The organism is Agromyces sp. GL_144 (assembly GCF_057834305.1).
On sequence record NZ_CM174399.1, the window covers coordinates 2,079,170 to 2,104,509 of the forward strand.

A 25,340-nucleotide genomic window follows, 5' to 3' on the forward strand; every position below is an offset into this window, starting at 1 on the left:
AGTTGATGAGGACGGTCACACGTGTCGCTCACTCCACCCTTCGCGAGGTTCGGTTCGATCCCCGCAGCCCAGGGCCTCTACGACCCTGCCGCCGAGAAGGACGCCTGCGGGCTCGCGATGGTCGCGACCCTTCGAGGCACCGCCGGTCACGACATCATCGCCACCGCGCTCGATGCGCTGCGCCACCTCGAGCACCGCGGTGCGGTCGGTTCCGACGCCGGCACCGGTGACGGCGCGGGCATCATCACGCAGATCCCCGACGAGTTCCTGCGCGCGGTCGTCGACGTCGAACTCCCCGCCGCAGGCTCGTACGCCGTCGGCAACGCGTTCCTCCCGCTCGACCCGAGCCTGCGCAGCACGATCAAGCAGCAGTTGCGCAAGATCGCGGTCTCCGAGGGCCTCGAGGTCATCGCCTGGCGCGAGGTGCCCGTGCGCCCCGAAGAACTCGGCTCGCTCGCCCGCGCGGCGATGCCGGCGGTGCACCAGCTCTTCGTGCAGTCGGCCGCCACGACCGACGGCGACGAACGCCTCTCGGGCATCGCACTCGACCGCCTGACGTTCCGCCTGCGCAAGCGCGCGGAACGTGAACTCGAGCTGTACTTCATGTCGCTCTCCAGTCGCACCATGGTCTACAAGGGCATGGTCACGACGCTGCAGCTCGAGCCGTTCTACCCCGACCTCTCCGACGAGCGGTTCGCCTCCAAGCTCGCGCTCGTCCATTCCCGCTACTCGACGAACACCTTCCCGTCGTGGCCGCTCGCGCAGCCGTTCCGCATGATCGCGCACAACGGCGAGATCAACACGATCCAGGGCAATCGCAACTGGATGCGTGCGCGGCAGTCGCAGCTGGCTTCGGAGGTGCTCGGCGACCTCGACCCGATCCTGCCGATCGTCACCCCGGGTGCGAGCGACTCCGCGTCGTTCGACGAGGTGGTCGAGCTGCTGACCCTCGCGGGCCGCAGCCTTCCGCATGCCGTCATGATGATGGTGCCCGAGGCGTGGGAGAACCAGACCGAGATCACGCCCGAACGCCGCGCGTTCTACGAGTACCACTCGATGATCATGGAGCCGTGGGACGGCCCCGCGGCGATCGTCTTCACCGACGGTTCCCTCGTGGGCGCGACGCTCGACCGCAACGGGCTCCGCCCGGGCCGATACGTCATCACCGACGACGGCCTCGTCGTGCTCGCGAGTGAGATCGGCGTGCTCGAGGTCGCCCCGTCGCGCGTCGTGCGCAAGGGAAGGCTGCAGCCCGGTCGCATGTTCCTGGTCGACACCGAAGCGGGTCGCCTCATCGAGGATGACGAGATCAAGTCCGAGCTCGCGGCATCCGAGCCATGGGGCGATTGGCTCGAAGAGGGACGCATCCGCCTCGCCGAACTGCCCGAGCGCGAGCACATCGTGCACCCGCCGGCCTCGATCAACCGGCGCCAGCGCACCTTCGGCTACACCGAGGAAGAGGTGAAGATCCTGCTCGCCCCCATGGCGCGCACGGGTCAGGAGCCTCTCGGCGCCATGGGGTCCGACACCCCGATCGCCGTGCTGTCGCAGCGCCCGCGTCTGTTGTTCGACTACTTCACGCAGCAGTTCGCCCAGGTCACGAACCCGCCGCTCGACTCGATCCGCGAAGCCGTGGTGACCTCGCTCGGCACCTCGATCGGCCCAGAGGGCAACCTGCTCACAGCGTCGCCCGCACATGCGAGACAGGTCGCACTCGACTTCCCGGTCATCGACAACGACGAGCTCGCGAAGATCGTGCACATCGATCCGCGCAGCGGCGGCGCCCGCACGACGAAGACGCTCAAGGGCCTCTATCGGGTCGACGACGGGCCGGAGGCCATGCGCGCCAGGCTCGACGCGCTGTGCGACGAGGTCGACCAGGCCATCGAGGAGGGGGCGCGCTTCGTCGTGCTCAGCGACCGCGACTCCACCGCGGAGCTCGCGCCGATCCCGTCGCTGCTCATGCTCTCGGCCGTGCACCACCACCTGATCCGCTCAGAGACCCGCATGAAGGTCGGTCTCGTGGTCGAGGCCGGCGACGTGCGCGAGGTCCACCAGGTGGCGCTCCTCATCGGCTACGGCGCCTCCGCGGTCAACCCGTACCTCGCCATGGAGACGTGCGAATCCCTCGTGCGCAGTGGCGTCATCACCGGCATCTCACCCGAACAGGCCGTGCGCAACGTCATCAAGGCGCTCGGCAAGGGCGTGCTGAAGATCATGTCCAAGATGGGCATCTCGACGATCTCCTCCTACGCCGGTGCGCAGGCGTTCGAAGCGGTCGGCCTCGCGCAGGACTTCATCGACGAGTACTTCACCGGCACGGTCTCGAAGCTCGGCGGCGTCGGCATCGACGTGATCGCTGCCGAGAACGTCAGCAGGCACCGACTCGCGTACCCGCAGGATGTCGCCGTGCGCGCGCACGAACGACTCGCGACGGGTGGCGAGTACCAGTGGCGTCGCGATGGCTCGCCGCACCTGTTCAACCCCGAGACGGTGTTCCGCCTGCAGCACTCGACCCGCAACCGGCGGTACGACGTGTTCCGCGAATACACGTCGCTGGTCGACTCCCAGGCCGAAGAGCTCATGACGCTGCGAGGTCTCTTCACGCTGCGCACCGGCACCCGGCCGGCCGTGCCGCTCGACGAGGTCGAATCGGTCGAGTCGATCGTCAAGCGGTTCTCGACCGGTGCGATGAGCTACGGCTCGATCTCGAAGGAGGCGCACGAGTCGCTGGCGATCGCCATGAACCGCCTCGGCGCCAAGTCGAACACGGGCGAGGGCGGCGAAGACCTCGACCGCCTACTCGACCCCGAGCGCCGCAGTGCGATCAAGCAGGTCGCGTCGGGCCGCTTCGGCGTGACGAGCATGTACCTCACGCACGCCGACGACATCCAGATCAAGCTCGCCCAGGGCGCCAAGCCCGGCGAGGGCGGGCAGCTGCCGCCGACGAAGGTGTACCCGTGGGTCGCGCGCACCCGCCATGCGACGGCCGGCGTCGGACTGATCTCGCCGCCACCGCACCACGACATCTACTCGATCGAGGACCTCAAGCAGCTCATCTTCGACCTCAAGCGCGCGAACCCCAAGGCTCGCGTGCACGTGAAGCTCGTGAGCCAGTCGGGCATCGGCGCGGTGGCGGCCGGCACGGCCAAGGCCCTTGCCGACGTCATCCTGGTCTCCGGCCACGACGGCGGCACTGGCGCGAGCCCGCTCAACTCCCTCAAGCACGCGGGCACCCCGTGGGAGCTCGGCCTGGCCGAGACGCAGCAGACGCTCATGCTGAACGGCATGCGCGACCGTGTGGTCGTGCAGGTCGACGGTCAGCTCAAGACGGGCCGCGACGTCGTCATCGGCGCCCTCCTCGGTGCCGAGGAGTTCGGCTTCGCGACCGCGCCGCTCGTCGTGCAGGGCTGCGTCATGATGCGCGTCTGCCACCTCGACACCTGCCCCGTCGGCGTCGCCACCCAGAACCCCGAGCTGCGCAAGCGGTTCACGGGCAAGCCCGAATTCGTCGTGAACTTCTTCGAGTTCATCGCGCAGGAGGTGCGCGAGTACCTCGCCGAGCTCGGCTACCGCTCGCTCGACGAGGTCATCGGACGACGGGAGCTGCTCGACATCGCCCGCGCCGTCGACCACTGGAAGGCGTCCGGCCTCGACCTGACCCCGGTGCTCGTCGGACCCGACTTCACCGACTCCGAGCCCCGCCGCAACCTGCGCCAGCAGGACCACGAGCTGGAGGAGCACTTCGACAACGAGCTCATCCGGCGCAGCGCGGTCGTGCTCGAGCAGGGCGGCACGATCGAGATCGAGCTTCCCGTCAAGAACACCGCGCGCGCCGTCGGCACGATGCTCGGCCACGAGGTGACCGTGCGGCGCGGGGAGCACGGCCTCCCGGCCGGCTCGATCGACGTCACCCTCACCGGGTCGGCGGGTCAGAGCCTCGGCGCCTTCCTGCCGAGCGGCATCACGCTCCGGCTCGAGGGCGACTCCAACGACTACGTCGGCAAGGGACTCTCGGGCGGCCAGATCGTGCTGCGCCCGGCGCGCGACAGCACCTTCGACGCCGAGCGTAACGTCATCGCCGGCAACGTCATCGGCTACGGCGCAACGAGGGGCAGCATGTTCCTCCGCGGCATCGTCGGCGAGCGGTTCCTCGTGCGCAACTCCGGTGCCTCGGCAGTCGTCGAGGGCGTCGGCGACCACGCGCTCGAGTACATGACCGGCGGCCTCGCCCTCATCCTCGGCGAGACCGGCCGCAACCTCGGAGCCGGCATGTCCGGGGGCACCGCCTATGTGCTCGGCCTTCGCGAAGAGCGCGTCAACCGCGAATCGCTGAGCTCGGGAGAGCTCGAGCTGCATCCGCTCGGGAGCGCCGACCGCGAGATCGTGCGCGACCTGCTCGAACAGCACGTCGCGAACACCGACTCGACCGTGGCCGCAGACCTGCTCGCTGCAGGCGACGCCGCGTTCGATCGCTTCACCAAGGTGCTGCCGCGCGACTACGCCGCAGTGCTCCGCACCCGCCAGAGCGCGGTCGACGAGGGGCTCGACCCCGACGGCGACGTGGTCTGGACCCGAATCCTGGAGGTGACGGGTGGCTGACGTGACGATGGTCCCGACTCGACCTGTTCCCACGAACTGCATGGAGGTGACGGGTGGCTGACCCGAAGGGCTTTCTGAAGGTCACCGAGCGCGAGCTGCCGAAGCGGCGTCCCGTGCCGGTGCGCATCATGGACTTCAAAGAGGTCTACGAGCAGGGCGATCCCGCCCAGCTCCGGCGCCAGGCCGGGCGCTGCATGGACTGCGGCATCCCGTTCTGCCATCAGGGCTGCCCGCTCGGCAACCTGATCCCCGAGTGGAACGACCTGATGTACCGAGGCGAGGGCCGCGCCGCCGCCGACCGCCTCCACGCGACGAACAACTTCCCGGAGTTCACGGGCCGGCTCTGCCCGGCCCCGTGCGAGTCCTCCTGCGTGCTCGGCATCAACCAGCCGGCCGTCACCATCAAGCAGGTCGAGGTCTCGATCATCGACCAGGCCTTCGGCAGCGGTTGGGTGCAGCCGCAGCCTCCGGGGCGCCTGACCGGCAAGACGGTCGCCGTCGTCGGCTCCGGCCCCGCGGGCCTCGCAGCAGCGCAGCAGCTGACACGAGCGGGCCACACGGTCGCCGTCTACGAGCGCGACGACCGCATCGGCGGACTCCTGCGCTACGGCATCCCCGACTTCAAGATGGAGAAGAAGCACATCGACCTGCGCATCGCGCAGATGACCGCCGAGGGCACCCGCTTCCGGGCGGGCGTCGACATCGGCGTGGACATCACGTGGGATCAGCTGCGGGAGCGCTACGACGCCGTCGTGGTCGCGACGGGTGCGATGGTGCCCCGCGACCTGCCGATCCCCGGCCGCGACCTGCCCGGCGTGCACTTCGCCATGGAGTACCTCACGCAGTCGAACCACCACGTGGCGGGCGACGAGGTCTTCGACCAGATCACGGCCGAGGGCAAGCACGTCGTCGTCCTCGGCGGCGGCGACACCGGCGCCGACTGCATCGGCACGGCGCACCGCCAGGGTGCGCTCTCGGTCACGAACCTCGCGATCGGCAAGCAGCCCGGCGAGGCGCGTCCCGAGCACCAGCCGTGGCCGGTGCACCCCACCGTGTTCGAGGTGCAGAGCGCCCACGAAGAGGGGGGCGAGCGCCAGTACCTCGTGTCGACGGTCGAGTTCCTCTCGAACGACAACGGCGAGCTCCGCGCGATCCGCGTCGCCGAGACCGAGTTCCTCGACGGCCGCCGCGTGCCCAAGGCCGGAACCGAGCGGGAGATCCCGGCCGATCTGGTGCTCCTGGCCCTCGGATTCACCGGCCCCGAGACCGAGCTGGTCGACGACCAGATCCACCTCCCGGTCGACGCCCGCGGCAACTTCGCGCGCGGCGCCGACTACGCGACCTCGCAGCCCGGCGTGTTCGTCGCGGGCGACGCCGGTCGAGGGCAGTCGCTCATCGTCTGGGCCATCGCAGAGGGCCGTGCTGCGGCATCCGCCGTCGACCGGTACCTTGAAGGCGAGACCGATCTCCCGAGCCCCGTGGCGGCGACGGCACGCGCGTTCGCCATCTGACCACGGTGCGCCGACGGCGTACCACCCGATAACAACCCCCGCGTTCCCGCGCGGAGACAGCTTGGAGCACAACCACATGAGACGAGCGAAGATCGTCGCCACCCTCGGGCCGGCGACATCGAGCTACGAACAGATCCGCGCGATCATCGATGCGGGCGTCGACGTGGCGAGGATGAACCTCAGCCACGGCAGCTACGACGTCCACGAGGGCGTGTACCAGAACGTGCGGAAGGCCGCGAACGACAGCGGCAAGGCCATCGCCGTGCTGGTCGACCTGCAGGGCCCGAAGATCCGCCTCGGCAAGTTCGCCGACGGCCCGCACGACCTCGCCGAGGGCGACATCTTCAAGATCACGACCGAAGACGTGGTCGGCACCAAGGAGCTCGTCGGCACGACGTTCAAGGGACTGCCCCACGACGTCAAGCCCGGTGACTTCCTCCTCATCGACGACGGCAAGGTCCGTGTCGAGGTCGTCGAGACCGACGGCGTCGTGGTCACCACGAAGGTCATCGTCGCCGGCCCGGTCTCGAACAACAAGGGCATCAACCTCCCGGGCGTCGCGGTCAACGTTCCCGCACTCTCCGAGAAGGACGAGGCCGACCTGCGCTGGGGCCTCGAGCTCGGCGCAGACCTCATCGCGCTCTCGTTCGTCCGCAATGCGGCCGACATCGAGCGCGTGCACGAGATCATGGACGAGGTCGGTCGTCGCGTTCCCGTCATCGCCAAGGTCGAGAAGCCGCAGGCCGTCGACGCGCTCGAGGAGATCGCCGAGGCCTTCGACGCCATCATGGTCGCCCGTGGCGACCTCGGCGTCGAACTGCCGCTCGAAGCCGTGCCGATCGTGCAGAAGCGCGCGGTCGAGATCGCCCGTCGTCTCGCCAAGCCGGTGATCGTGGCGACGCAGATGCTCGAGTCGATGATCCACAGCCCGGTTCCCACGCGCGCCGAGACCTCGGACGTCGCGAACGCCATCCTCGACGGCGCCGACGCGGTCATGCTCTCGGGTGAGACCAGCGTGGGGGAGTACCCGGTCATCACGGTGCAGACCATGGCCCGCATCGTCGAATCGACCGAGAAGCACGGCCTCGAGCGCATCGCGCCGCTCGGCACGAAGCCGCGCACCCAGGCCGGCGCCATCACGCTCGCGGCGGTCGAGGTCGCGGACTTCGTCGAGGCGAAGTACCTCTGCGTGTTCACCGAGTCCGGTGAGACCGTGCGTCGCATGTCGCGTCTGCGTTCCGACATTCCGATCCTCGCGTTCACGCCCGATCCCGCGATCCGTCGCCGCATGGCGCTGAACTGGGGCGTCGAGTCGTTCGTCGTCGATCGTGTCACCCACACCGATCAGATGGTCGGCCAGGTCGACGACGCGCTGGCCCGCACGGGCCGCGCCGAGAAGGGCGAGAAGGTCGTCATCATCTCCGGTTCCCCTCCTGGGATCCCCGGCACCACGAACGACGTGCGCGTGCACGTCGTCGGCGAGGTGCTCTGAACCGAGGTGCTCCGAGCCGAACGGCTCCGAGCATGACGAAGGCCCGGTCGATCCCGCCAAGGGATCGACCGGGCCTTCGGCGTCCGTGCGAAGAGCGCCGTCATGTCGCGCGGCAGGGCATCGGTGTGGGCCACTGAGGCGACGCAGGGTTCGGCGAACCCCACGTGATCGTGGTGCCGGTGGTGGGGGTCGAACCCACACGCCCTCTCGGGCAAAGCATTTTGAGTGCTCCGCGTCTGCCATTCCGCCACACCGGCCAGAGGCCTCGCTCAGAATACCGTAGGCTTTGCAGCGTGACTGACACCGAAATTACCCAGCCGGCACCGCGCCGCGTCGTCGTGGCGGAGGATGAGTCGCTCATCCGTCTCGACATCGTCGAGATCCTGCGCGACAACGGCTACGAGGTCGTCGGAGAGGCGGGTGACGGTGAGACCGCGGTCGCGCTGGCCACCGAGCTGCGTCCCGACCTCGTCATCATGGACGTCAAGATGCCGCAGCTCGACGGCATCTCCGCCGCGGAGCGCCTCTCGAAGGGCCACATCGCCCCGGTGGTGCTGCTCACGGCCTTCAGCCAGAAGGAGCTCGTCGAGCGCGCGAGCGAGGCGGGTGCGCTCGCCTACGTGGTGAAGCCGTTCACGCCCAACGACCTTCTCCCGGCGATCGAGATCGCCCTCGCCCGCTACGCGCAGATCATCGCGCTCGAGGCCGAGGTCGGCGACCTCGTCGAGCGCTTCGAGACGCGCAAGCTCGTCGACCGGGCGAAGGGCCTGCTCAACGAGAAGATGGGACTCACCGAGCCCGAGGCGTTCCGCTGGATCCAGAAGGCCTCGATGGACCGTCGCCTCACCATGAAGGACGTCTCGCAGGCCATCATCGAACAGCTGGCCGCCAAGAAGTAGCCACCACGAACGAACGACGGATGCCGCGACGAGACCCCTCGTCGCGGCATCCGTCGTCCTCGGAGTCGTCGTGACCGCCCGGCGGTGATCGACTGTCGGTGCCCGCTTGTAGGCTTGGCGGGTGCCAGACGCTGACAAGCCCACCCTTCTCGTGATCGACGGCCACTCGCTGGCCTTCCGCGCCTTCTACGCCCTGCCGGTCGACAGCTTCACGACCCGCGACGGGCAGCACACGAACGCCATCCACGGCTTCCTGTCGATGCTGCTCCTGCTGCTCGCCAACGAGAAGCCGTCCCACCTCGCGGTCGCGTTCGACAAGTCGCGCGCCTCGTTCCGCACACGGGAGTACCCCGAGTACAAGGGCACCCGCGGCGAGACGCCCGTCGAGTTCAAGGGCCAGGTCCCTCTGCTCCAAGACGCCCTGAAGTCGATGGGCATCGTGACCCTCGAGAAGGACGACTTCGAGGCCGACGACATCCTCGCCACCCTCGCCGAACGCGGGCGCGCAGACGGCTACCGGGTGCTGCTCGTCTCGGGTGACCGCGATACGATCCAGCTCGTCAACGACGATGTCACGCTGCTCTACCCGAACACGCAGGGCGTCTCGCAGCTCAAGCGCTACGACCCCGCCGCCGTGACCGAGCGGTACGGCATCCGCCCCGAGCAGTACCCCGACATCGCGGCGCTCGTCGGCGAGACGAGCGACAACCTCATCGGCATCTCCAAGGTCGGCGAGAAGACCGCCGTCAAGTGGCTCGGCCTCTACGGCGATCTCGACGGCATCCTCGAGCATGCCGACGAGATCAAGGGCGTCGTGGGGCAGAACCTCCGCGACCAGCGCGAGAACGCGATCCGCAACCGCAGGCTCAACCGCCTCGTGACCGATGTCGAGCTCGACGTCGAGCTCGACCAGCTCGAGGCACGGGCCATCGACCTCGACGAGGTGCGTCCGATCTTCGAACGCCTCGAGTTCCGCACGCTCCTCGAGCGCCTGACCAAACTCGTCGCCGAAGCCGGCGGAGAGGGCACCGCGGGCCCTGCCGTCGGTGCCGCCCCCTCCACCGCGGAGCCTGCCTCGGCCGCACCCGTCGCACCCGCTCCGGTCGACCTCGCGGGCGATGCGCTCGCGGCCTGGCTCGACTCGGCGAAGGCGGCGGAGCCCGCCGGTCTGGGGCTCAGCCTCGAGGTGCTCGACGGCCGGGTGATCGGTGCCGGCCTCGCGACCGCGACGGCGACCCTGCGCCACAGCTGGCGCGCCGGTTCCGCCGAGTCCGCGCCGTTCGTCGAGTGGCTCGCGAGCGATGCGCCAAAGGTCATGACCGATGCGAAGGCGCAGCTCGAGGCGGCGGCGAGATCGGGGCTCACGGTGGGCGGGCTCGTGCTCGACACCCTCGTGGCCGGGTGGCTGCTGCGGCCCACCCTCACCGAGAAGTCGCTCGCCGACCTGGTCGACCGGCACCTCGGCGAGACGCTCCCGCAGGCCGACCCCGCCCTGCTCGTGCCCGAAGAGGGCTCCGACGCCGGTGCGCCCGAGTTCGCCTGGTACACGCTCCGGCTCGCGCCGGTCGTGCTGAGCGCGCTGCCCGAGAGCACGCGTCAGCTGCTGGCCGACGTCGAGATGCCGCTCGTGCCCGTGCTCGCGGCCATGGAGCTGCGCGGCGTCACCGTCGATCACGACGAACTGGCGAGCCTGTCCTCCGAACTCGGCGATCGGGCCGCGGCCCTGGCCGCCGCCGCGTACGCCGAGATCGGTCGCGAGGTGAACCTCGGGTCGCCCAAGCAGCTCCAAGAGGTGCTCTTCGACCAGCTCGCGATGCCGAAGACGCGGGCGACGAAGACCGGCTACACGACCGATGCGAGCGCCCTCGCCGATCTGCAGGAGTCGAACCCGCATCCGTTCCTCGGGTACCTGCTCGAGCACCGCGACGCCACGAAGCTCCGTCAGATCGTCGAGTCGCTCGACAAGTCCATCGCGAGCGACGGGCGCATCCACACGTCCTACGGCCAGATCGGCGCGGCGACGGGCCGCATGTCCTCGAACGACCCCAACCTGCAGAACATCCCGACCCGCACCGAAGACGGCCGGCGCATCCGCAAGGCATTCCGGCACGGCGTCGACTACGTCGAGCTCCTCACCGCCGACTACTCCCAGATCGAGATGCGCATCATGGCGCACCTGTCGGGCGACCCCGGACTCATCGAGGCCTTCAATGCCGGCGAAGACCTGCACCGATTCGTCGGCGCGCGCGTGTTCTCGGTCGATCCGGCCGACGTGACGCCGCTCATGCGCACGAAGGTCAAGGCGATGTCCTACGGCCTCGCCTACGGTCTGAGCGCATTCGGCCTCTCGAAGCAGCTGCGCATCGACCGTGCGGAGGCGACGCAGCTCATGAAGGAGTACTTCGAGCGGTTCGGCGCCGTGCGCGACTACCTCCGCGGCGTCGTCGAGCAGGCCCGCATCGACGGCTACACCGAGACGATCTTCGGGCGTCGTCGACCATTCCCCGACCTCACGAGCCCGAACCGCGTGCACCGCGAGAACGCGGAGCGCGCGGCCCTCAACTCGCCGATCCAAGGCTCTGCCGCCGACATCATGAAGCTCGCGATGACCACGGTCGAGACCGAGATCGCCGCGCGCGGCATGGCGAGCCGAATGCTGCTGACCGTGCACGACGAGCTCATCTTCGAGGTCGCACCCGGTGAGTCGGAGGTGCTCGAGGAGGTCGTCCGCGATCGCATGGCCAACGCCGCCGACCTGCTCGTGCCGCTCGACGTGTCGGTCGGCCGCGGCAGCGACTGGGAGGACGCCGCGCACTGAGCAGTGCGGTCACCCGAGCAGGCCCGTCGCGTCCCCGATGCGGCATGCGCCCGACTCGGTGCCTGTCGTAGGCTCGTCCTCATGGCTTCGAGTGAACGCACCCCGACCGACGTCGATCGCATCGCAGAGGAGTGGGTCGACACCCTCGTCGAGCTCCAACCGACGCTCGGCACGTACATCGGGCGCACCGACGCCGACTCGCGGTTCGGCGACTACTCGCCCGAGGGTCTCGAGCGAGCGGACGAGGCCGCGCGCCGGGTGATCGCGAAGCTCGACGCCGCCACACCGGTCGACGAGGTCGACGCGGTGACGGTGGCCGACCTGCGCAGTGAGCTCGCCCTCGAGGTCGAGGCGCATCAGCTCGGTCTCCCGCTGAGGGACCTCAACGTGATCGCGAGCCCGGCGCAGGAGATCCGCGAGGTGTTCGACCTCATGGCTGCCGATTCCGAAGACGACTGGGCGAGCATCTCCACGCGCCTGAAGGCGCTGCCCGATGCCCTCGACGGGTACGTCAGCACCCTGCGCCTCGGCATCGAGCGCGGCACCGTGCCCGCGAAGCGACAGGTCCGCGAGGTCGCGAAGCAGGCCCGCAAGCTCGAGCAGGCCGACGGCTTCTTCGGCGAATTCGTCGGCGGTGCGCCCGACGCCGTCTCGCCCGCGCTGCGCGGAGACCTCGGCGCCCGCGCCGCCGGTGCCGCCGAGGCCTACGGGCGGCTCGCCGAATTCCTCGAGCAGGAGCTCCTGCCCGCCGCGGGCGGCGCCGACGCGGTCGGCCGCGAGATCTACGCGCTCCGATCGCGTCACTTCCTCGGCGCCGCGATCGACCTCGACGAGACGTACGAGTGGGGCATCGAGGAGCTCGCACGCATGGTCGCCGAACAGGAGGCCATCGCCCAGGAGATCCTGCCCGGGGCATCCGTTCACGAGGCCATCGCGTTCCTCGACGGCGACCAGCGACGCAAGCTCCACGGCACCGACGCGCTGCAGCGCTGGATGCAGGAGGTGAGCGACCGCGCCGTCGCCGAGCTCGGCGCCACGCAGTTCGACATCCCCGAGCAGATCCGCACGCTCGAGTGCATGATCGCGCCGACGCAGTCCGGCGGCATCTACTACACCGGCCCCACCGACGACTTCAGCCGGCCGGGGCGCATGTGGTGGTCGGTACCCGAGGGCGTCACCGAGTTCGACACCTGGCGCGAGCTCACGACCGTCTACCACGAGGGCGTCCCGGGCCATCACCTGCAGATCGGCCAGGCCGTCGTGAACCGGGGCCGCCTCAACACGTGGCGTCGGCAGTTGGCCGGCACGTCGGGTCACGCCGAGGGATGGGCGCTGTACGCCGAGCGCCTCATGCAGGAGCTCGGATACCTCGACGACCCCGCCGACCGTCTCGGCATGCTCGACGGCCAGCGCATGCGAGCGGCCCGCGTCGTGCTCGACATCGGCGTGCACCTCGGCAAGCCGCGACCCGACGGTCAGGGCGTCTGGACGGGGGAGTACGCGTTCGAGTTCCTCGGCGAGAACGTCAACATGAACCAGGGGTTCATCGACTTCGAGGTGAACCGCTACCTCGGCTGGCCCGGCCAGGCGCCGTCGTACAAGGTCGGGCAGCGCATCTGGGAGCAGCTCCGCGACGATGCGCGCCGGCGCGAGGGCGACGCGTTCGACATCAAGGAGTTCCACCGTCGAGCACTCGATCTCGGCGGCGTCGGGCTCGACACGTTGCGTTCGGCCCTGCTCGGCTGAGCCGTGACATCCGTCATCGGATGCCGCGACGAGGCCTTCGATCGCGTCGACACGCCCGGGTTGCCGACTGGAGCCGCGGTCGGCTAGGATTGAATGTCACTTCTGTGACGATCCTGTCCGCATGCCCATCGCGGAACCAACATATCGCTCTCCCTCGCGATGGGCTCGATTTTGTCCTTTACGGAGCATTCACTACATGACAACCGCAACGACCAAGGCACCCAAGCAGGTCGCGATCAACGACATCGGATCTGCTGACGATTTCCTCGCCGCGGTCGAGAAGACTTTGAAGTTCTTCAACGACGGCGACCTCATCGAGGGCACCGTCGTGAAGATCGACCGCGACGAGGTTCTCCTCGACGTCGGCTACAAGACCGAGGGCGTCATCCCCTCGCGTGAGCTTTCCATCAAGCACGATGTCGACCCCAGCGAGGTCGTCGGCGTCGGCGACACCGTCGAGGCGCTCGTTCTCCAGAAGGAGGACAAGGAAGGCCGCCTCATCCTGTCCAAGAAGCGTGCGCAGTACGAGCGCGCGTGGGGCGACGTGGAGAAGATCAAGGAAGCCGACGGCGTCGTGACCGGTACGGTCATCGAGGTCGTCAAGGGCGGCCTGATCGTCGACATCGGCCTCCGCGGCTTCCTCCCGGCGTCGCTCATCGAGCTCCGCCGCGTGCGCGACCTCACGCCGTACCTCGGCCAGGAGATCGAGGCGAAGATCCTCGAGCTCGACAAGAACCGCAACAACGTGGTGCTCTCGCGCCGCGCGCTCCTCGAGCAGACGCAGTCCGAGTCGCGTTCGACCTTCCTCGCCAACCTGCACCCGGGCCAGATCCGCAAGGGCGTCATCTCGTCGATCGTCAACTTCGGTGCGTTCGTCGACCTCGGCGGCGTCGACGGTCTCGTCCACGTCTCCGAGCTCTCGTGGAAGCACATCGAGCACGCCAGCGAGGTCGTCGAGGTCGGCCAGGAGGTCACCGTCGAGGTGCTCTCCGTCGAGCTCGACCGCGAGCGCGTCTCGCTGTCGCTCAAGGCGACGCAGGAAGACCCGTGGCAGGTGTTCGCCCGTACCCACGCGATCGGCCAGGTCGCTCCGGGCAAGGTCACCAAGCTGGTTCCGTTCGGTGCGTTCGTTCGCGTCGCAGACGGCATCGAGGGCCTCGTGCACATCTCGGAGCTGTCGGGCAAGCACGTCGAGCTCGCAGAGCAGGTCGTGTCGGTCGGCGAAGAGGTCTTCGTCAAGGTCATCGACATCGACCTGGAGCGTCGTCGCATCTCCCTCTCGCTGAAGCAGGCGAACGAGGGCGTCGACCCCGAGGGCACCGAGTTCGACCCGGCGCTCTACGGCATGCTCACCGAGTACGACGAGCAGGGCAACTACAAGTACCCTGAGGGCTTCGACCCCGAGACCAACGAATGGCGTGAGGGCTTCGAGGCCCAGCGCGAGAAGTGGGAGCAGGACTACGCTGCCGCTCAGGAGCGTTGGGAAGCCCACAAGAAGCAGGTCGCCCAGGCGAGCGTCGCGGCTGCCGCCGACGACTCGTTCGGTGCAGCTGCCGCTGCTTCGTACTCGAGCGACACGGCCGGTGCCGGCACGCTCGCAGACGACGCATCGCTCGCCGCGCTTCGCGAGAAGCTCTCGAGCAACTAGTTCGGATCCGTTCCGCACACGGAAGGCCGGTCCCCTCGGGGGCCGGCCTTCCGGCGTCTCCGAGGCATCCGCTGCTCGCCCTGGGCGTCCAGGGCGGTTCGAACCGGATCCCGGCGCAGAGGCACGCGTCGCGCCCGCCGGGGGATCGCTAGAGTGAGAGCGTGTACCTGATCGGCCTCACGGGCGGAATCGCCTCCGGAAAGTCCACCGTCGCCAGACGGCTCTACGAGCACGGCGCCGTGCACATCGACGCGGACCAGTTGGCCCGTCGCGCGGTGGAGCCCGGCACGCCCGCGCTGGCGGCGATCGTCGACGCATTCGGCGATGGAGTGCTGCAACGCGACGGCAACCTCGACCGCGCGCGGCTCGGCGAGCTCGTCTTCAGCGACGAGCCGGCGCGCGAGCGACTCAACGCGATCGTGCACCCCGCGGTGCGCGAGCTCGCGGCGAAGCAGTTCGCGAAGGTCGAGCAGAGCGACCCCGATGCCGTCGTCGTGTACGACGTGCCGCTGCTCGTCGAGGCATCCGTCGACCATCCGTTCGACCTGATCGTCGTGACGAGCGCACCCCGGCGCACGCAGGTCAGGCGCCTGGTCGAGGAGCGCGGACTCGACCCCGTGCAGGCCGAGGCCCGGGTCGACGCGCAGGTCGCCAACACGCAGCGACTGGCGATCGCGGATGTCGTGATCGACACCGACGGCACGCTCGGGCACACCATGAGCCAGGCGGATGCCCTGTGGGGCCGAATCGTCGACGAGGTCGCCGCGCGACGCGGCCGGGGCGCGAGCTGACGCTGCCGGGCGGGCTCGAGCCGGTCTGTGGATTCGCCGGTGCCGGCCGTCGTGTCGGAGGTCGAACCTAGACTGGATGGCATGCAGGCCACCCGATCCGTCCGACCGTTCGAGGTCGTCAGCGAATACGTTCCGAGCGGCGATCAGCCGGCGGCGATCGCCGAGCTCGCCGGCCGAATCAACGCCGGCGAGACCGATGTCGTGCTCCTCGGCGCCACCGGCACGGGCAAGTCGGCCACGACCGCATGGCTCATCGAGCAGGTCCAGCGCCCGACCTTGGTGCTGGCCCACAACAAGACGCTCGCGGCGCAGCTGGCGACCGAGTTCCGCGACCTCATGCCGAACAACGCGATCGAGTACTTCGTCTCGTACTACGACTACTACCAGCCAGAGGCCTATGTGCCCCAGACCGACACCTTCATCGAGAAGGACTCCTCGGTCAACGCCGAGGTCGAACGGCTCCGGCATTCCACGACGAACTCGCTGCTCAGTCGACGCGACGTCGTCGTGGTCTCCACGGTCTCGTGCATCTACGGCCTCGGCACGCCAGAAGAGTACCTGAAGGCCATGATGCCGCTGCAGGTCGGCCAGCAGGTCGACCGTGACTGGCTCATCCGCAAGTTCGTCTCGATGCAGTACCAGCGCAACGACGTCGAGTTCTCGCGCGGCACCTTCCGAGTGCGCGGCGACACCATCGAGATCATCCCGGTCTACGAGGAGCTGGCGATCCGCATCGAGATGTTCGGCGACGAGATCGAGGCGCTCTACAGCCTCCACCCCCTCACCGGTCAGGTCGTGGCCAAGCTCGATGCCGTGCCGGTGTTCCCGGGTTCGCACTACGTCGCGAGCACCGATGTCATGCAGCGGGCGATCGGCACCATCCGCATCGAGCTCGAGGAGCGGCTCGCCGAGCTCGAACGCGAGGGCAAGCTCCTCGAGGCGCAGCGGCTGCGCATGCGCACCACGTTCGACCTCGAGATGATGGAGCAGATCGGGTTCTGCTCCGGCATCGAGAACTACTCGCGGCACATCGACGGCCGGGCGCCGGGGGAGGCGCCGCACTGCCTGCTCGACTACTTCGCCGACGACTTCCTCGTCGTCATCGACGAGTCGCATGTCACCGTGCCGCAGATCGGGGCGATGTACGAGGGCGACTCCTCGCGCAAGCGCACGCTCGTCGAGCACGGGTTCCGGCTCCCGAGCGCGCTCGACAACCGCCCGCTCAAGTGGGACGAGTTCAAGAACCGCGTCGGCCAGAAGGTGTACCTCTCGGCCACGCCCGGCCGATACGAGATGGGCATCGCCGACGGTGTCGTCGAGCAGATCATCCGCCCGACGGGGCTCGTCGATCCGCAGATCGTCGTCAAACCGTCGAAGGGTCAGATCGACGACCTTCTCGAAGAGATCCGGGTCAGGGCCGAGCGCGACGAGCGCGTCCTGGTCACGACCCTCACGAAGCGCATGGCCGAAGAGCTCACCGACTACCTCACCGAAGCCGGTGTCCGGGTGCGTTACCTGCACTCCGACGTCGACACGCTCCGCAGGGTCGAACTGCTGACCGAACTCCGGGCCGGGGTCTACGACGTCCTCGTCGGCATCAACCTCCTCCGCGAGGGCCTCGACCTGCCCGAGGTCTCGCTCGTGGCGATCCTCGACGCCGACAAGGAGGGGTTCCTCCGGTCGTCGACCTCGCTCATCCAGACCATCGGCCGTGCCGCCCGAAACGTCTCGGGCGAGGTGCACATGTACGCCGACGTGCTGACCGATTCGATGAAGTCCGCCATCGACGAGACCGAGCGGCGTCGCGAGCGCCAGCTCGAGTACAACCGCGTGAACGGCATCGATCCGACACCGCTGCGCAAGCGCATCGCCGACATCACCGATGTGCTCGCCCGCGAAGAGGCCGACACCGCCGCACTGCTCGCGGGCCGTGACGCCCGCAAGAAGGCTCCTGTGCCGAACCTCCGGCGCGAGGGCATCGCGGCCGAGGGCGCGAACGACCTCGAAGAGCTCATCCGCGACCTCAACGATCAGATGCTCATCGCGGCGGGCGAGCTCAAGTTCGAGCTCGCGGCCAGGCTCCGCGACGAGGTGTCCGAACTCAAGCGCGAGTTGCGGCAGATGGAGAAGGCCGGACACCTGGGCTGAACCGAAGACGCCCGGGGCCGGATGGCTCGCGCGGCCCCGAATCGAACGTATGTTCGCTCAGAGCACGTGCCGTCGAGGCATCCGTGTCGGTGGTCGTCCTTAGACTCGTAGGGTGCCAGTTTCACGTCTCGATGCCCATTCGCGCCTGAGTGTCCGCGGTGCGCGCGTACACAACCTCCGGGACATCGACGTCGAGATCCCACGCGACGCCATGGTCGTGTTCACGGGGCTCTCCGGTTCCGGCAAGTCCTCCCTCGCGTTCGACACGATCTTCGCCGAGGGCCAGCGGCGCTACGTCGAGTCCCTCTCGGCCTACGCCCGCCAGTTCCTCGGGCAGGTCGATCGCCCAGACGTCGACTTCATCGAGGGCCTGAGCCCCGCAGTCTCGATCGACCAGAAGTCGACGAACCGCAACCCGCGCTCCACGGTCGGCACGATCACCGAGATCTACGACTACATGCGTCTGCTCTGGGCCCGCATCGGCGTGCCGCACTGCCCGGTGTGCGGTGAGCGCATCCAGCGGCAGACCGTGCAGCAGATCGCCGATCAACTCATGCAGCTCGAGCCCACGACGCGTTTCCAGGTGCTGAGCCCCGTGGTGTCGCAGAAGAAGGGCGAGTTCGTCGACCTCTTCCGAGAGCTCGCAGCAGGCGGCTACTCTCGTGCGGTCGTCGACGGCGAGCTCATCCGGCTCGACGAGCCGCCGAAGCTGAAGAAGCAGGTCAAGCACGACATCTCCGTCGTCGTCGACCGGCTCGTCGCCGGGCCCGACGTGCTCGGCCGGCTCACCGACTCGCTCGAGACCGCACTGCGCCTCACCGACGGCCTCGTGCAGATCAACTACGTCGACCAGACCGGCGACGACGCATGGGAGATGTTCTCCGAGAAGCTCTCGTGCCCGAACCAGCACCCGATCCAGCTCACCGAGATCGAGCCGCGCACGTTCTCGTTCAACGCCCCGTTCGGCGCGTGCCCCGAGTGCTCGGGCCTCGGCACCCGCATGGCCGTCGACGAAGACCTGCTGCTCGGCGACCCGGCGCTCAGCATCGCCGAGGGCGTCATCATCCCCTGGACCTCCCAGGGCAAGAGCCTCTACAACTACTACGAGAAGCTGCTCAAGGGCCTTGCCCGCGATCTCGGGTTCTCGCTCGACACACCCTGGCAAGATCTCGACGCCTCGGCCCAGGCGGCCGTGCTGCGCGGCGACAACTTCGAGGTCAAGGTCAAGTGGCGCAACCGTTACGGCCGCGAGATGAGCTACACGTCGGGCTTCGAGGGCGTCGTGCCGTACATCGAGCGGCAGTACCTCCAGGCCGAGACCGATGCGCAGCGCGTGCGCTGGTCCGAGTACCTCCGCGAGGTGCCCTGCTCGGTCTGCGGCGGCAAGCGCCTCAAGCCCGAGGTGCTCTCGGTGCTCATCCACGACGCGAGCATCGCCGACGTGGGCCTCCTGAGCCTCACCGACGCCCGCGCCTTCATGGATCGGCTCCAGCTCACCGATCGCGAACAGGCCATCGCCGCACAGGTGCTGCGCGAGATCAAGCTCAGGCTCGACTTCCTCATCCGCGTCGGGCTCAGCTATCTCGACCTCGCGAGGGCCGCGGCCACCCTCTCGGGCGGCGAGGCGCAGCGCATCCGTCTCGCGACCCAGATCGGCTCCGGGCTCACCGGCGTGCTCTACGTGCTCGACGAGCCGAGCATCGGCCTCCACCAGCGCGACAACCGCCGGCTCATCGACACCCTCGTCGCCCTGCGCGATCTCGGCAACACGCTGATCGTCGTCGAGCACGACGAAGACACCATCCGCACCGCCGACTGGATCGTCGACATCGGACCGGGCGCCGGCGTGAACGGCGGCACCGTCGTGCACTCCGGCAGCTACGAGGACCTCCTCGCCAACACCCGATCGCTCACCGGCGACTACCTCTCGGGGCGAAAGGAGATCCCGATCCCCGAGACGCGGCGTCCGATCGACCCCGAACGCATGATCTCGGTGCACGGCGCCGCAGCCAACAACCTCCGCGGCGTCGACGTCGACTTCCCGCTCGGGGTGTTCACCGCGGTCACCGGCGTCAGCGGTTCGGGCAAGTCCTCGCTCGTGAACGACATCGTCTACCGGGTGCTCGCGAACCGGCTCAACGGCGCGCGCAAGCTGCCCGGCAAGCACCGTCGGGTCACGGGCCTCGACCAGCTCGACAAGGTCGTGCACGTCGACCAGGCACCGATCGGTCGCACGCCGCGCTCGAACCCGGCCACCTACACGGGCGTCTTCGACCGCATCCGCACGCTGTTCTCCGAGACGACCGAGGCGAAGGCCCGCGGGTACCTGCCCGGCCGGTTCAGCTTCAACGTCAAGGGCGGGCGCTGCGAGGCGTGCTCGGGCGACGGCACGATCAAGATCGAGATGAACTTCCTCCCCGACGTGTACGTCGCCTGCGAGGTCTGCGGTGGTCAGCGGTACAACCGCGAGACGCTCCAGGTGCACTACAAGGGCAAGAACATCGCCGAGGTGCTCGAGATGCCGATCAGCGAGGCCGCCGAGTTCTTCGAGCCGATCTCCGCGATCCACCGCTACCTCAAGACGCTCGTCGATGTCGGACTCGGCTACGTCCAGCTCGGTCAGAGCGCCACGACGCTCTCGGGCGGCGAGGCGCAGCGCGTGAAGCTCGCGACCGAGCTCCAGCGCCGGTCGAACGGCCGCAGCGTCTACGTGCTCGACGAGCCGACGACGGGCCTGCACTTCGAAGACGTGCGCAAGCTCCTGAAGGTGCTCGGCAAGCTCGTCGACAAGGGCAACACGGTCATCGTGATCGAGCACAGCCTCGACGTCATCAAGTCCGCCGACTGGGTCATCGACCTCGGCCCCGAGGGCGGTTCCGGCGGTGGCCAGATCGTCGCCACGGGCACGCCCGAAGACGTCGCCGCGGTGGGCGAGAGCCACACCGGCACCTTCCTCCGCGAGATCTTCGACGCGGCGACGACACGAGTCGACGTCGCCAGCTGACCTCGATGAGCGACGCGCTGCCGTACCGCCCGAAGGCGGGGGAGATCCCGACCGAGCCGGGGGTCTACCGATTCCGCGACGCGGATCGCCGCGTGCTCTACGTGGGCAAGGCGAAGAACCTGCGCGCCCGCCTGTCGAACTACTTCGCCCCGCTGCGCACGCTCCACGAACGCACCCGGCGCATGGTGACGACGGCCTCCTCGGTCGAGTGGACCGTGGTGGGCAACGACGTCGAGGCCCTCCAGCTCGAGTACACCTGGATCAAGGAGTTCGACCCGCCGTTCAACGTCAAGTACCGCGACGACAAGTCGTACCCGTATCTCGCGGTCACCCTCGCCGATGAGGCCCCGCGCGCCATCGTCACGCGCCGCAGCGGCATCCCGGGGGCACGGTACTTCGGCCCGTATCCCAAGGTCTGGGCGGTCAACGAGACGCTCGAGCTGCTGCTGAAGCTGTTCCCGATCCGCACCTGCAAGGATTCCGACTACCGGCGGGCGATGGCCTCGGGCCGCCCATGCTTCGCCGGCCAGATCGGTCGCTGCTTCGGACCCTGCTCCGGCACGGTCTCGATCGAGGAGCACCGCGCGAACGTCGACCGGTTCGTCTCGTTCATGACGAACCAGGACCGCCGCATCGTCGACGAGCTCCAGCACCAGATGCTCGAGGCATCCGCTCGTCTGGAGTTCGAGACCGCCGCGCGCCGTCGCGACCAACTGCAGGCCGCGACGGAGTTCTTCGAGAAGAGCGCCGTGGTGCTGCGCGACGACGTCGACGTCGACGTGTTCGGCATCGAGCACGACGAGCTCGCGGCCGCGGTGCAGATGTTCATCGTGCGCGGCGGTCGCGTGCGCGGCGTGCACTCGTGGACGGTCGACAAGGAGCTCGACGTGCCGCTCGGAGAGCTCGTCGACTCGGTCGTGCAGAACGCGTACGGTGCAGACCTGCACCCGGGCCGCGAGGTCGTCGTGCCCGAACTGCCAGACGACGCCGATGCGCTCCAGGCCTGGCTGAGCGGCCGCGCGGAGCGCAAGGTGCGGCTGAAGGCCGCCCAGCGCGGCGACAAGGCCGCCCTGCTCGCGACGGCGACGCAGAACGCGAAGCAGTCGCTCATGCTCTACAAGACCCGTCGCAGCGCCGACTTCACCACGCGCTCGCGGGCCCTCGAAGACATCCAGGAGGCGCTCGGCATGGCCGATGCGCCCCTGCGCATCGAGTGCTACGACGTGTCGCACCTGAGCGGCACCAACATCGTGGCATCCATGGTCGTGTTCGAAGACGGCCTGCCCCGAAAAGACGAGTACCGCCGCTTCACGATCGCGGAGTCCACCGACGACACCGATTCGATCCACCAGGTGCTCACGCGCCGGCTCGCGTACCTCGCGGGCACCGCCACCGATGAGGTCGAGGCGGATGCCGCGGAGCAGGGCCCGGTGCGGCGCTCGAAGTTCTCGTACCGGCCGAACCTGCTCGTCGTCGACGGCGGCCAGCCGCAGGTCGAGGCCGCGGCACGTGCGCTCGAGGAGTCCGGCGTCGAGGGCATCTACCTGTGCGGCATCGCCAAGCGCCTCGAAGAGATCTGGACCCCTGACGCCGACTACCCCGTGATCCTGCCGCGCAACAGCGATGCGCTGTTCCTCTTCCAGCGAGTGCGCGACGAGGCGCACCGGTTCGCGATCACGCATCAGCGTCAACGCCGCAAGCGCGACATCTCCTCGGTCCTCGCCGAGATCCCGGGCCTCGGGCCGGCACGCATCAAGGTGCTGCTCCGGCACTTCGGATCCGTGAAACGCCTGCGCGCGGCATCCGTCGACGAGATCTCGGGCGTCGACGGCTTCGGGCCGACGCTCGCGGTGGTCGTGCACGGCCATCTCCGCTCCTGAGCGGCGTCGCAAGCCGGGTAGGCTGGGGTGTCGACGTGCGCGGAAGGGGAACCGAGACGATGGCAACCGAGTTCGAGCACCAGGAGATGCTGATCGTCACCGGCATGTCGGGCGCCGGCCGTTCGACCGTCGGCAATGCGCTCGAAGACCTCGGCTGGTACGTGGTCGACAACCTCCCGCCCCAGATGCTGCGACCGCTGGTCGAGCTCGTCGAGCGGGCGGGCGCCTCGCTCCCGCGCATCGCGGCCGTCGTCGACATCCGCGGTCGCGACTTCTTCCCCGAACTGCGCGAGATCATCCAGGCGCTGCGCACGGGCGTGAACGTGCGGGTCGTGTTCCTCGACGCGACGGATTCCGTGCTCGTCCGGCGCTTCGAGGCGGTCCGCCGCCCGCATCCGCTGCAGGGCACGGGCACGCTCCTCGACGGCATCGGGGCGGAGCGGTCGCGCCTCGCCGAGCTGCGCGAGGCCGCCGATCTCGTCGTCGACACCTCCGAACTGAACATCCACCAGCTCGCGAACCTCATCACCGACACGTTCGCCGAGGCGGGCCGGGCCGGCGTGCAGGTCACGCTGCTCAGCTTCGGGTTCAAGTACGGGCTGCCCACCGACGCCGACCTGGTGGCCGACGCCCGATTCCTGCCGAACCCGTTCTGGGTCACCGAGCTGCGAAACCTCACCGGCGAGGATCCCGCGGTGTCCGAATTCGTCCTGGCGCAGGAGGGGGCTCATGAGTTCATCTCCGCGTACGTCACGGCGCTGAAACCGGTGCTCGCCGGATACCAACGCGAGAACAAGGGTCACGCCACCATCGCGGTCGGATGCACCGGCGGCAAGCACCGCTCGGTCGCCGTCGTTCGCGAGCTCGCCGAACGTCTCGCCGACGTGCCCGGCATCGCCGTGAGCATGCGGCACCGCGACCTCGGTCGCGAATGAGCTCGGCCGAGTCCGAGCAGAGTTGTCCGGGGCGAACGCCCCATCCACCCACAGGAAGGATCACGAGGTGGCATTGACCGCGGATGTGAAAGAAGAGCTCGCGCGCGTCGAGGCGTCCAAGACCAGCGTCCGAGCGGCCGAGCTCGCGTCGGTGCTGCGCTTCGCCGGAGGGCTGCACATCATCTCGGGTCGCATCGCGATCGAGGCCGAGCTCGACTCCCCGACGACCGCGAAGCGCGTCACGAGGGATCTCGGCGAACTCTACGGGGTGCGACCGGATGTCTCGGTCATCGCGCCGTCCGGCGTGAGGCGTACGAACCAGTTCCTGCTGCGCGTGCTCGACGGCGGCGAGACGCTCGCGCGTCAGACGGGCCTGCTCGACGCCCGTCGCAGGCCGGTGAGGGGTCTTCCGAACAAGCTCACGACCGGCTCGCGCGACGAGGTCGCGGCGGTCTGGCGCGGTGCGTTCCTCGCCCACGGCAGCCTGACCGACCCGGGCCGCTCGGCGGCCCTCGAGATCACCTGCCCCGGCAACGAGACCGCGATGGCGCTCGTCGGCGCCGCCGGACGCCTCGGCATCTCCGCCAAGGCGAGGGAGGTGCGCGGCGTGCATCGGGTGGTCATCCGCGACGGCGAGGCGATCAGCGCGATGCTCTCCCTCATGGGCGCCACGTCCACCGTGCGCAACTGGGAGGAGCTGCGCCAGCGCCGCGAGGTCCGGGCCACGGCCAACCGACTCGTCAACTTCGACGACGCGAACCTCCGGCGATCCGCGCAGGCGGCGGTCGCGGCCTGCGCGCGCGTGCAGCGCGCCATGGAGCTGCTCGGCGACGACATCCCCGAGCACCTGAAGTACGCCGGCGAGCTCCGGCTCGCCCATCGTGACGCGAGCCTCGACGAGCTCGGCCACCACGCCGAGCCCCCCATGACGAAGGACGCCGTCGCCGGCCGCATCCGCCGGCTGCTGGCCATGGCCGACAGCCGTGCCGCGGCACTCGGCGTGCCGGGCACCGAGGCGAGCCTTCCGGCGGACCTCGACGACGTCTGAGTCGCCGAAGGGCGAACGAACCGCATCGACGGATGTCGCGGCATCCGTCGCTTCGCGCTGCCTTCGTCTCGACGTCATCCGGCGTCAACCCCCGGCCGCGAGCATCGGTGCCGGGCATAGACTCGAATGCGCAGCCGCGGAACACCGGGCAGAGGCCCGGAACGCCCGGCATCTGACAAGGAGAAGCAATGGCTGACTACACCCTCCCCGATCTCGCCTACGACTACGCGGCACTCGAGCCGGCGATCAGCGGCACGATCATGGAGCTGCACCACTCGAAGCACCACCAGGCGTACGTGACGGGTGCGAACACCGCGCTGGCCCAGCTCGCCGAGGCGCGCGAGACGGGCAATCTCGCCAACGTGAACAAGCTCGAGAAGGACCTCGCGTTCAACCTCGGCGGCCACGTGAACCACTCGATCTTCTGGACGAACCTCTCGCCCGACGGCGGCGACAAGCCCACGGGCGAGCTCGCCTCGGCCATCGACGACGAGTTCGGCTCGTTCGAGAAGTTCCAGGCGCACTTCACGGCGACCGCGCTCGGCGTGCAGGGCTCCGGCTGGGCCGTGCTCGCCTGGGACTCGCTCGGGCGGCGCCTGATCATCGTGCAGTTCTTCGACCAGCAGGGCAACCTCCCCGCCGGCATCGTGCCGCTGCTCATGCTCGACGTGTGGGAGCACGCGTACTACCTCGACTACCGCAACGTGCGCGCCGATTACGTGAAGGCGTTCTGGACCATCGCCGACTGGGACAACGTGCAGAAGCGCTTCGCCGCAGCAAACGAGAAGACCTCAGGGCTGCTGCTACTGTCGTAGTCG

Annotated in this window: 14 protein-coding genes and 1 tRNA gene; 14 read left to right on the forward strand and 1 reads right to left on the reverse strand. The window is 68.8% G+C overall.

Going from position 1 to position 25,340, the window contains the following annotated elements; genetic code table 11:
• Nucleotides 1-21 precede the first annotated feature (21 nt).
• The 3 genes from gltB (at nucleotide 22) to pyk (ending at nucleotide 7,605) form a co-directional block, all read left to right on the forward strand.
• Entirely contained in the window at nucleotides 22-4,602 is a 4,581-nt protein-coding gene (gene gltB / locus AC3IPY_RS09390; RefSeq protein WP_489188186.1) for a glutamate synthase large subunit, read from the forward strand.
• A gap of 53 nt (nucleotides 4,603-4,655) precedes the next feature.
• Nucleotides 4,656-6,113, forward strand: coding sequence for a glutamate synthase subunit beta (locus tag AC3IPY_RS09395; RefSeq protein ID WP_489188187.1), 1,458 nt, complete (start codon nucleotides 4,656-4,658; stop codon nucleotides 6,111-6,113).
• A gap of 76 nt (nucleotides 6,114-6,189) precedes the next feature.
• Nucleotides 6,190-7,605, forward strand: a complete 1,416-nt coding sequence (gene pyk, locus AC3IPY_RS09400; protein WP_489188188.1) for a pyruvate kinase — start codon at nucleotides 6,190-6,192, stop codon at nucleotides 7,603-7,605.
• Between the two features lie 171 nt (nucleotides 7,606-7,776).
• Here pyk and AC3IPY_RS09405 read toward each other — a convergent pair.
• Nucleotides 7,777-7,862: transfer RNA gene (locus AC3IPY_RS09405), tRNA-Leu, on the reverse strand.
• 36 nt (nucleotides 7,863-7,898) lie between these two features.
• Between AC3IPY_RS09405 and AC3IPY_RS09410 the strand changes: the two genes are divergently transcribed.
• The 11 genes from AC3IPY_RS09410 to AC3IPY_RS09460 all read left to right on the forward strand — a co-directional run bounded on the left by AC3IPY_RS09410 (nucleotide 7,899) and on the right by AC3IPY_RS09460 (nucleotide 25,337).
• A complete protein-coding gene (locus AC3IPY_RS09410; RefSeq protein ID WP_489188189.1) occupies nucleotides 7,899-8,504 on the forward strand; it encodes an ANTAR domain-containing response regulator in 606 nt (201 codons plus the stop codon).
• A 121-nt stretch (nucleotides 8,505-8,625) separates the two neighbouring features.
• Nucleotides 8,626-11,322 (forward strand): DNA polymerase I, encoded by a 2,697-nt coding sequence (polA, locus tag AC3IPY_RS09415; RefSeq protein WP_489188190.1) that lies wholly within the window; start codon nucleotides 8,626-8,628, stop codon nucleotides 11,320-11,322.
• Between the two features lie 81 nt (nucleotides 11,323-11,403).
• Nucleotides 11,404-13,068 (forward strand): DUF885 domain-containing protein, encoded by a 1,665-nt coding sequence (locus AC3IPY_RS09420; RefSeq protein WP_489188192.1) that lies wholly within the window; start codon nucleotides 11,404-11,406, stop codon nucleotides 13,066-13,068.
• Nucleotides 13,069-13,264: 196 nt separating this feature from the next.
• A complete protein-coding gene (gene rpsA, locus AC3IPY_RS09425; protein WP_489188193.1) occupies nucleotides 13,265-14,716 on the forward strand; it encodes a 30S ribosomal protein S1 in 1,452 nt (483 codons plus the stop codon).
• Nucleotides 14,717-14,877: 161 nt separating this feature from the next.
• Nucleotides 14,878-15,507 (forward strand): dephospho-CoA kinase, encoded by a 630-nt coding sequence (coaE, locus tag AC3IPY_RS09430; RefSeq protein ID WP_489188194.1) that lies wholly within the window; start codon nucleotides 14,878-14,880, stop codon nucleotides 15,505-15,507.
• Between the two features lie 81 nt (nucleotides 15,508-15,588).
• Complete coding sequence (uvrB, locus tag AC3IPY_RS09435) at nucleotides 15,589-17,655, forward strand: excinuclease ABC subunit UvrB (RefSeq protein WP_489188196.1); 2,067 nt, start codon at nucleotides 15,589-15,591, stop codon at nucleotides 17,653-17,655.
• A 112-nt stretch (nucleotides 17,656-17,767) separates the two neighbouring features.
• Nucleotides 17,768-20,659, forward strand: coding sequence for an excinuclease ABC subunit UvrA (gene uvrA, locus AC3IPY_RS09440; protein WP_489188198.1), 2,892 nt, complete (start codon nucleotides 17,768-17,770; stop codon nucleotides 20,657-20,659).
• A 5-nt stretch (nucleotides 20,660-20,664) separates the two neighbouring features.
• Nucleotides 20,665-22,539, forward strand: coding sequence for an excinuclease ABC subunit UvrC (uvrC, locus tag AC3IPY_RS09445; protein WP_489188200.1), 1,875 nt, complete (start codon nucleotides 20,665-20,667; stop codon nucleotides 22,537-22,539).
• 59 nt (nucleotides 22,540-22,598) lie between these two features.
• On the forward strand, nucleotides 22,599-23,474 hold the full coding sequence (gene rapZ / locus AC3IPY_RS09450; RefSeq protein WP_489188201.1) for an RNase adapter RapZ: 876 nt from the start codon (nucleotides 22,599-22,601) through the stop codon (nucleotides 23,472-23,474).
• 67 nt (nucleotides 23,475-23,541) lie between these two features.
• The gene (gene whiA / locus AC3IPY_RS09455; protein ID WP_489188202.1) at nucleotides 23,542-24,522 is read left to right on the forward strand and encodes a DNA-binding protein WhiA; all 981 of its coding nucleotides are present in this window, start codon (nucleotides 23,542-23,544) and stop codon (nucleotides 24,520-24,522) included.
• Between the two features lie 188 nt (nucleotides 24,523-24,710).
• Nucleotides 24,711-25,337 (forward strand): superoxide dismutase, encoded by a 627-nt coding sequence (locus tag AC3IPY_RS09460; RefSeq protein WP_489188203.1) that lies wholly within the window; start codon nucleotides 24,711-24,713, stop codon nucleotides 25,335-25,337.
• Nucleotides 25,338-25,340 lie beyond the last annotated feature (3 nt).

What these genes read in the sequence shown, in the direction of transcription:
- pyk (WP_489188188.1), top strand. Translation starts at nt 6,190, where the DNA reads ATGAGACGAGCGAAGATCGTCGCCACCCTCGGGCCGGCGACATCGAGC.
- AC3IPY_RS09420 (WP_489188192.1), top strand. Translation starts at nt 11,404, where the DNA reads ATGGCTTCGAGTGAACGCACCCCGACCGACGTCGATCGCATCGCAGAG.
- rpsA (WP_489188193.1), top strand. Translation starts at nt 13,265, where the DNA reads ATGACAACCGCAACGACCAAGGCACCCAAGCAGGTCGCGATCAACGAC.
- uvrB (WP_489188196.1), top strand. Translation starts at nt 15,589, where the DNA reads ATGCAGGCCACCCGATCCGTCCGACCGTTCGAGGTCGTCAGCGAATAC.
- uvrC (WP_489188200.1), top strand. Translation starts at nt 20,665, where the DNA reads ATGAGCGACGCGCTGCCGTACCGCCCGAAGGCGGGGGAGATCCCGACC.
- rapZ (WP_489188201.1), top strand. Translation starts at nt 22,599, where the DNA reads ATGGCAACCGAGTTCGAGCACCAGGAGATGCTGATCGTCACCGGCATG.
- AC3IPY_RS09460 (WP_489188203.1), top strand. Translation starts at nt 24,711, where the DNA reads ATGGCTGACTACACCCTCCCCGATCTCGCCTACGACTACGCGGCACTC.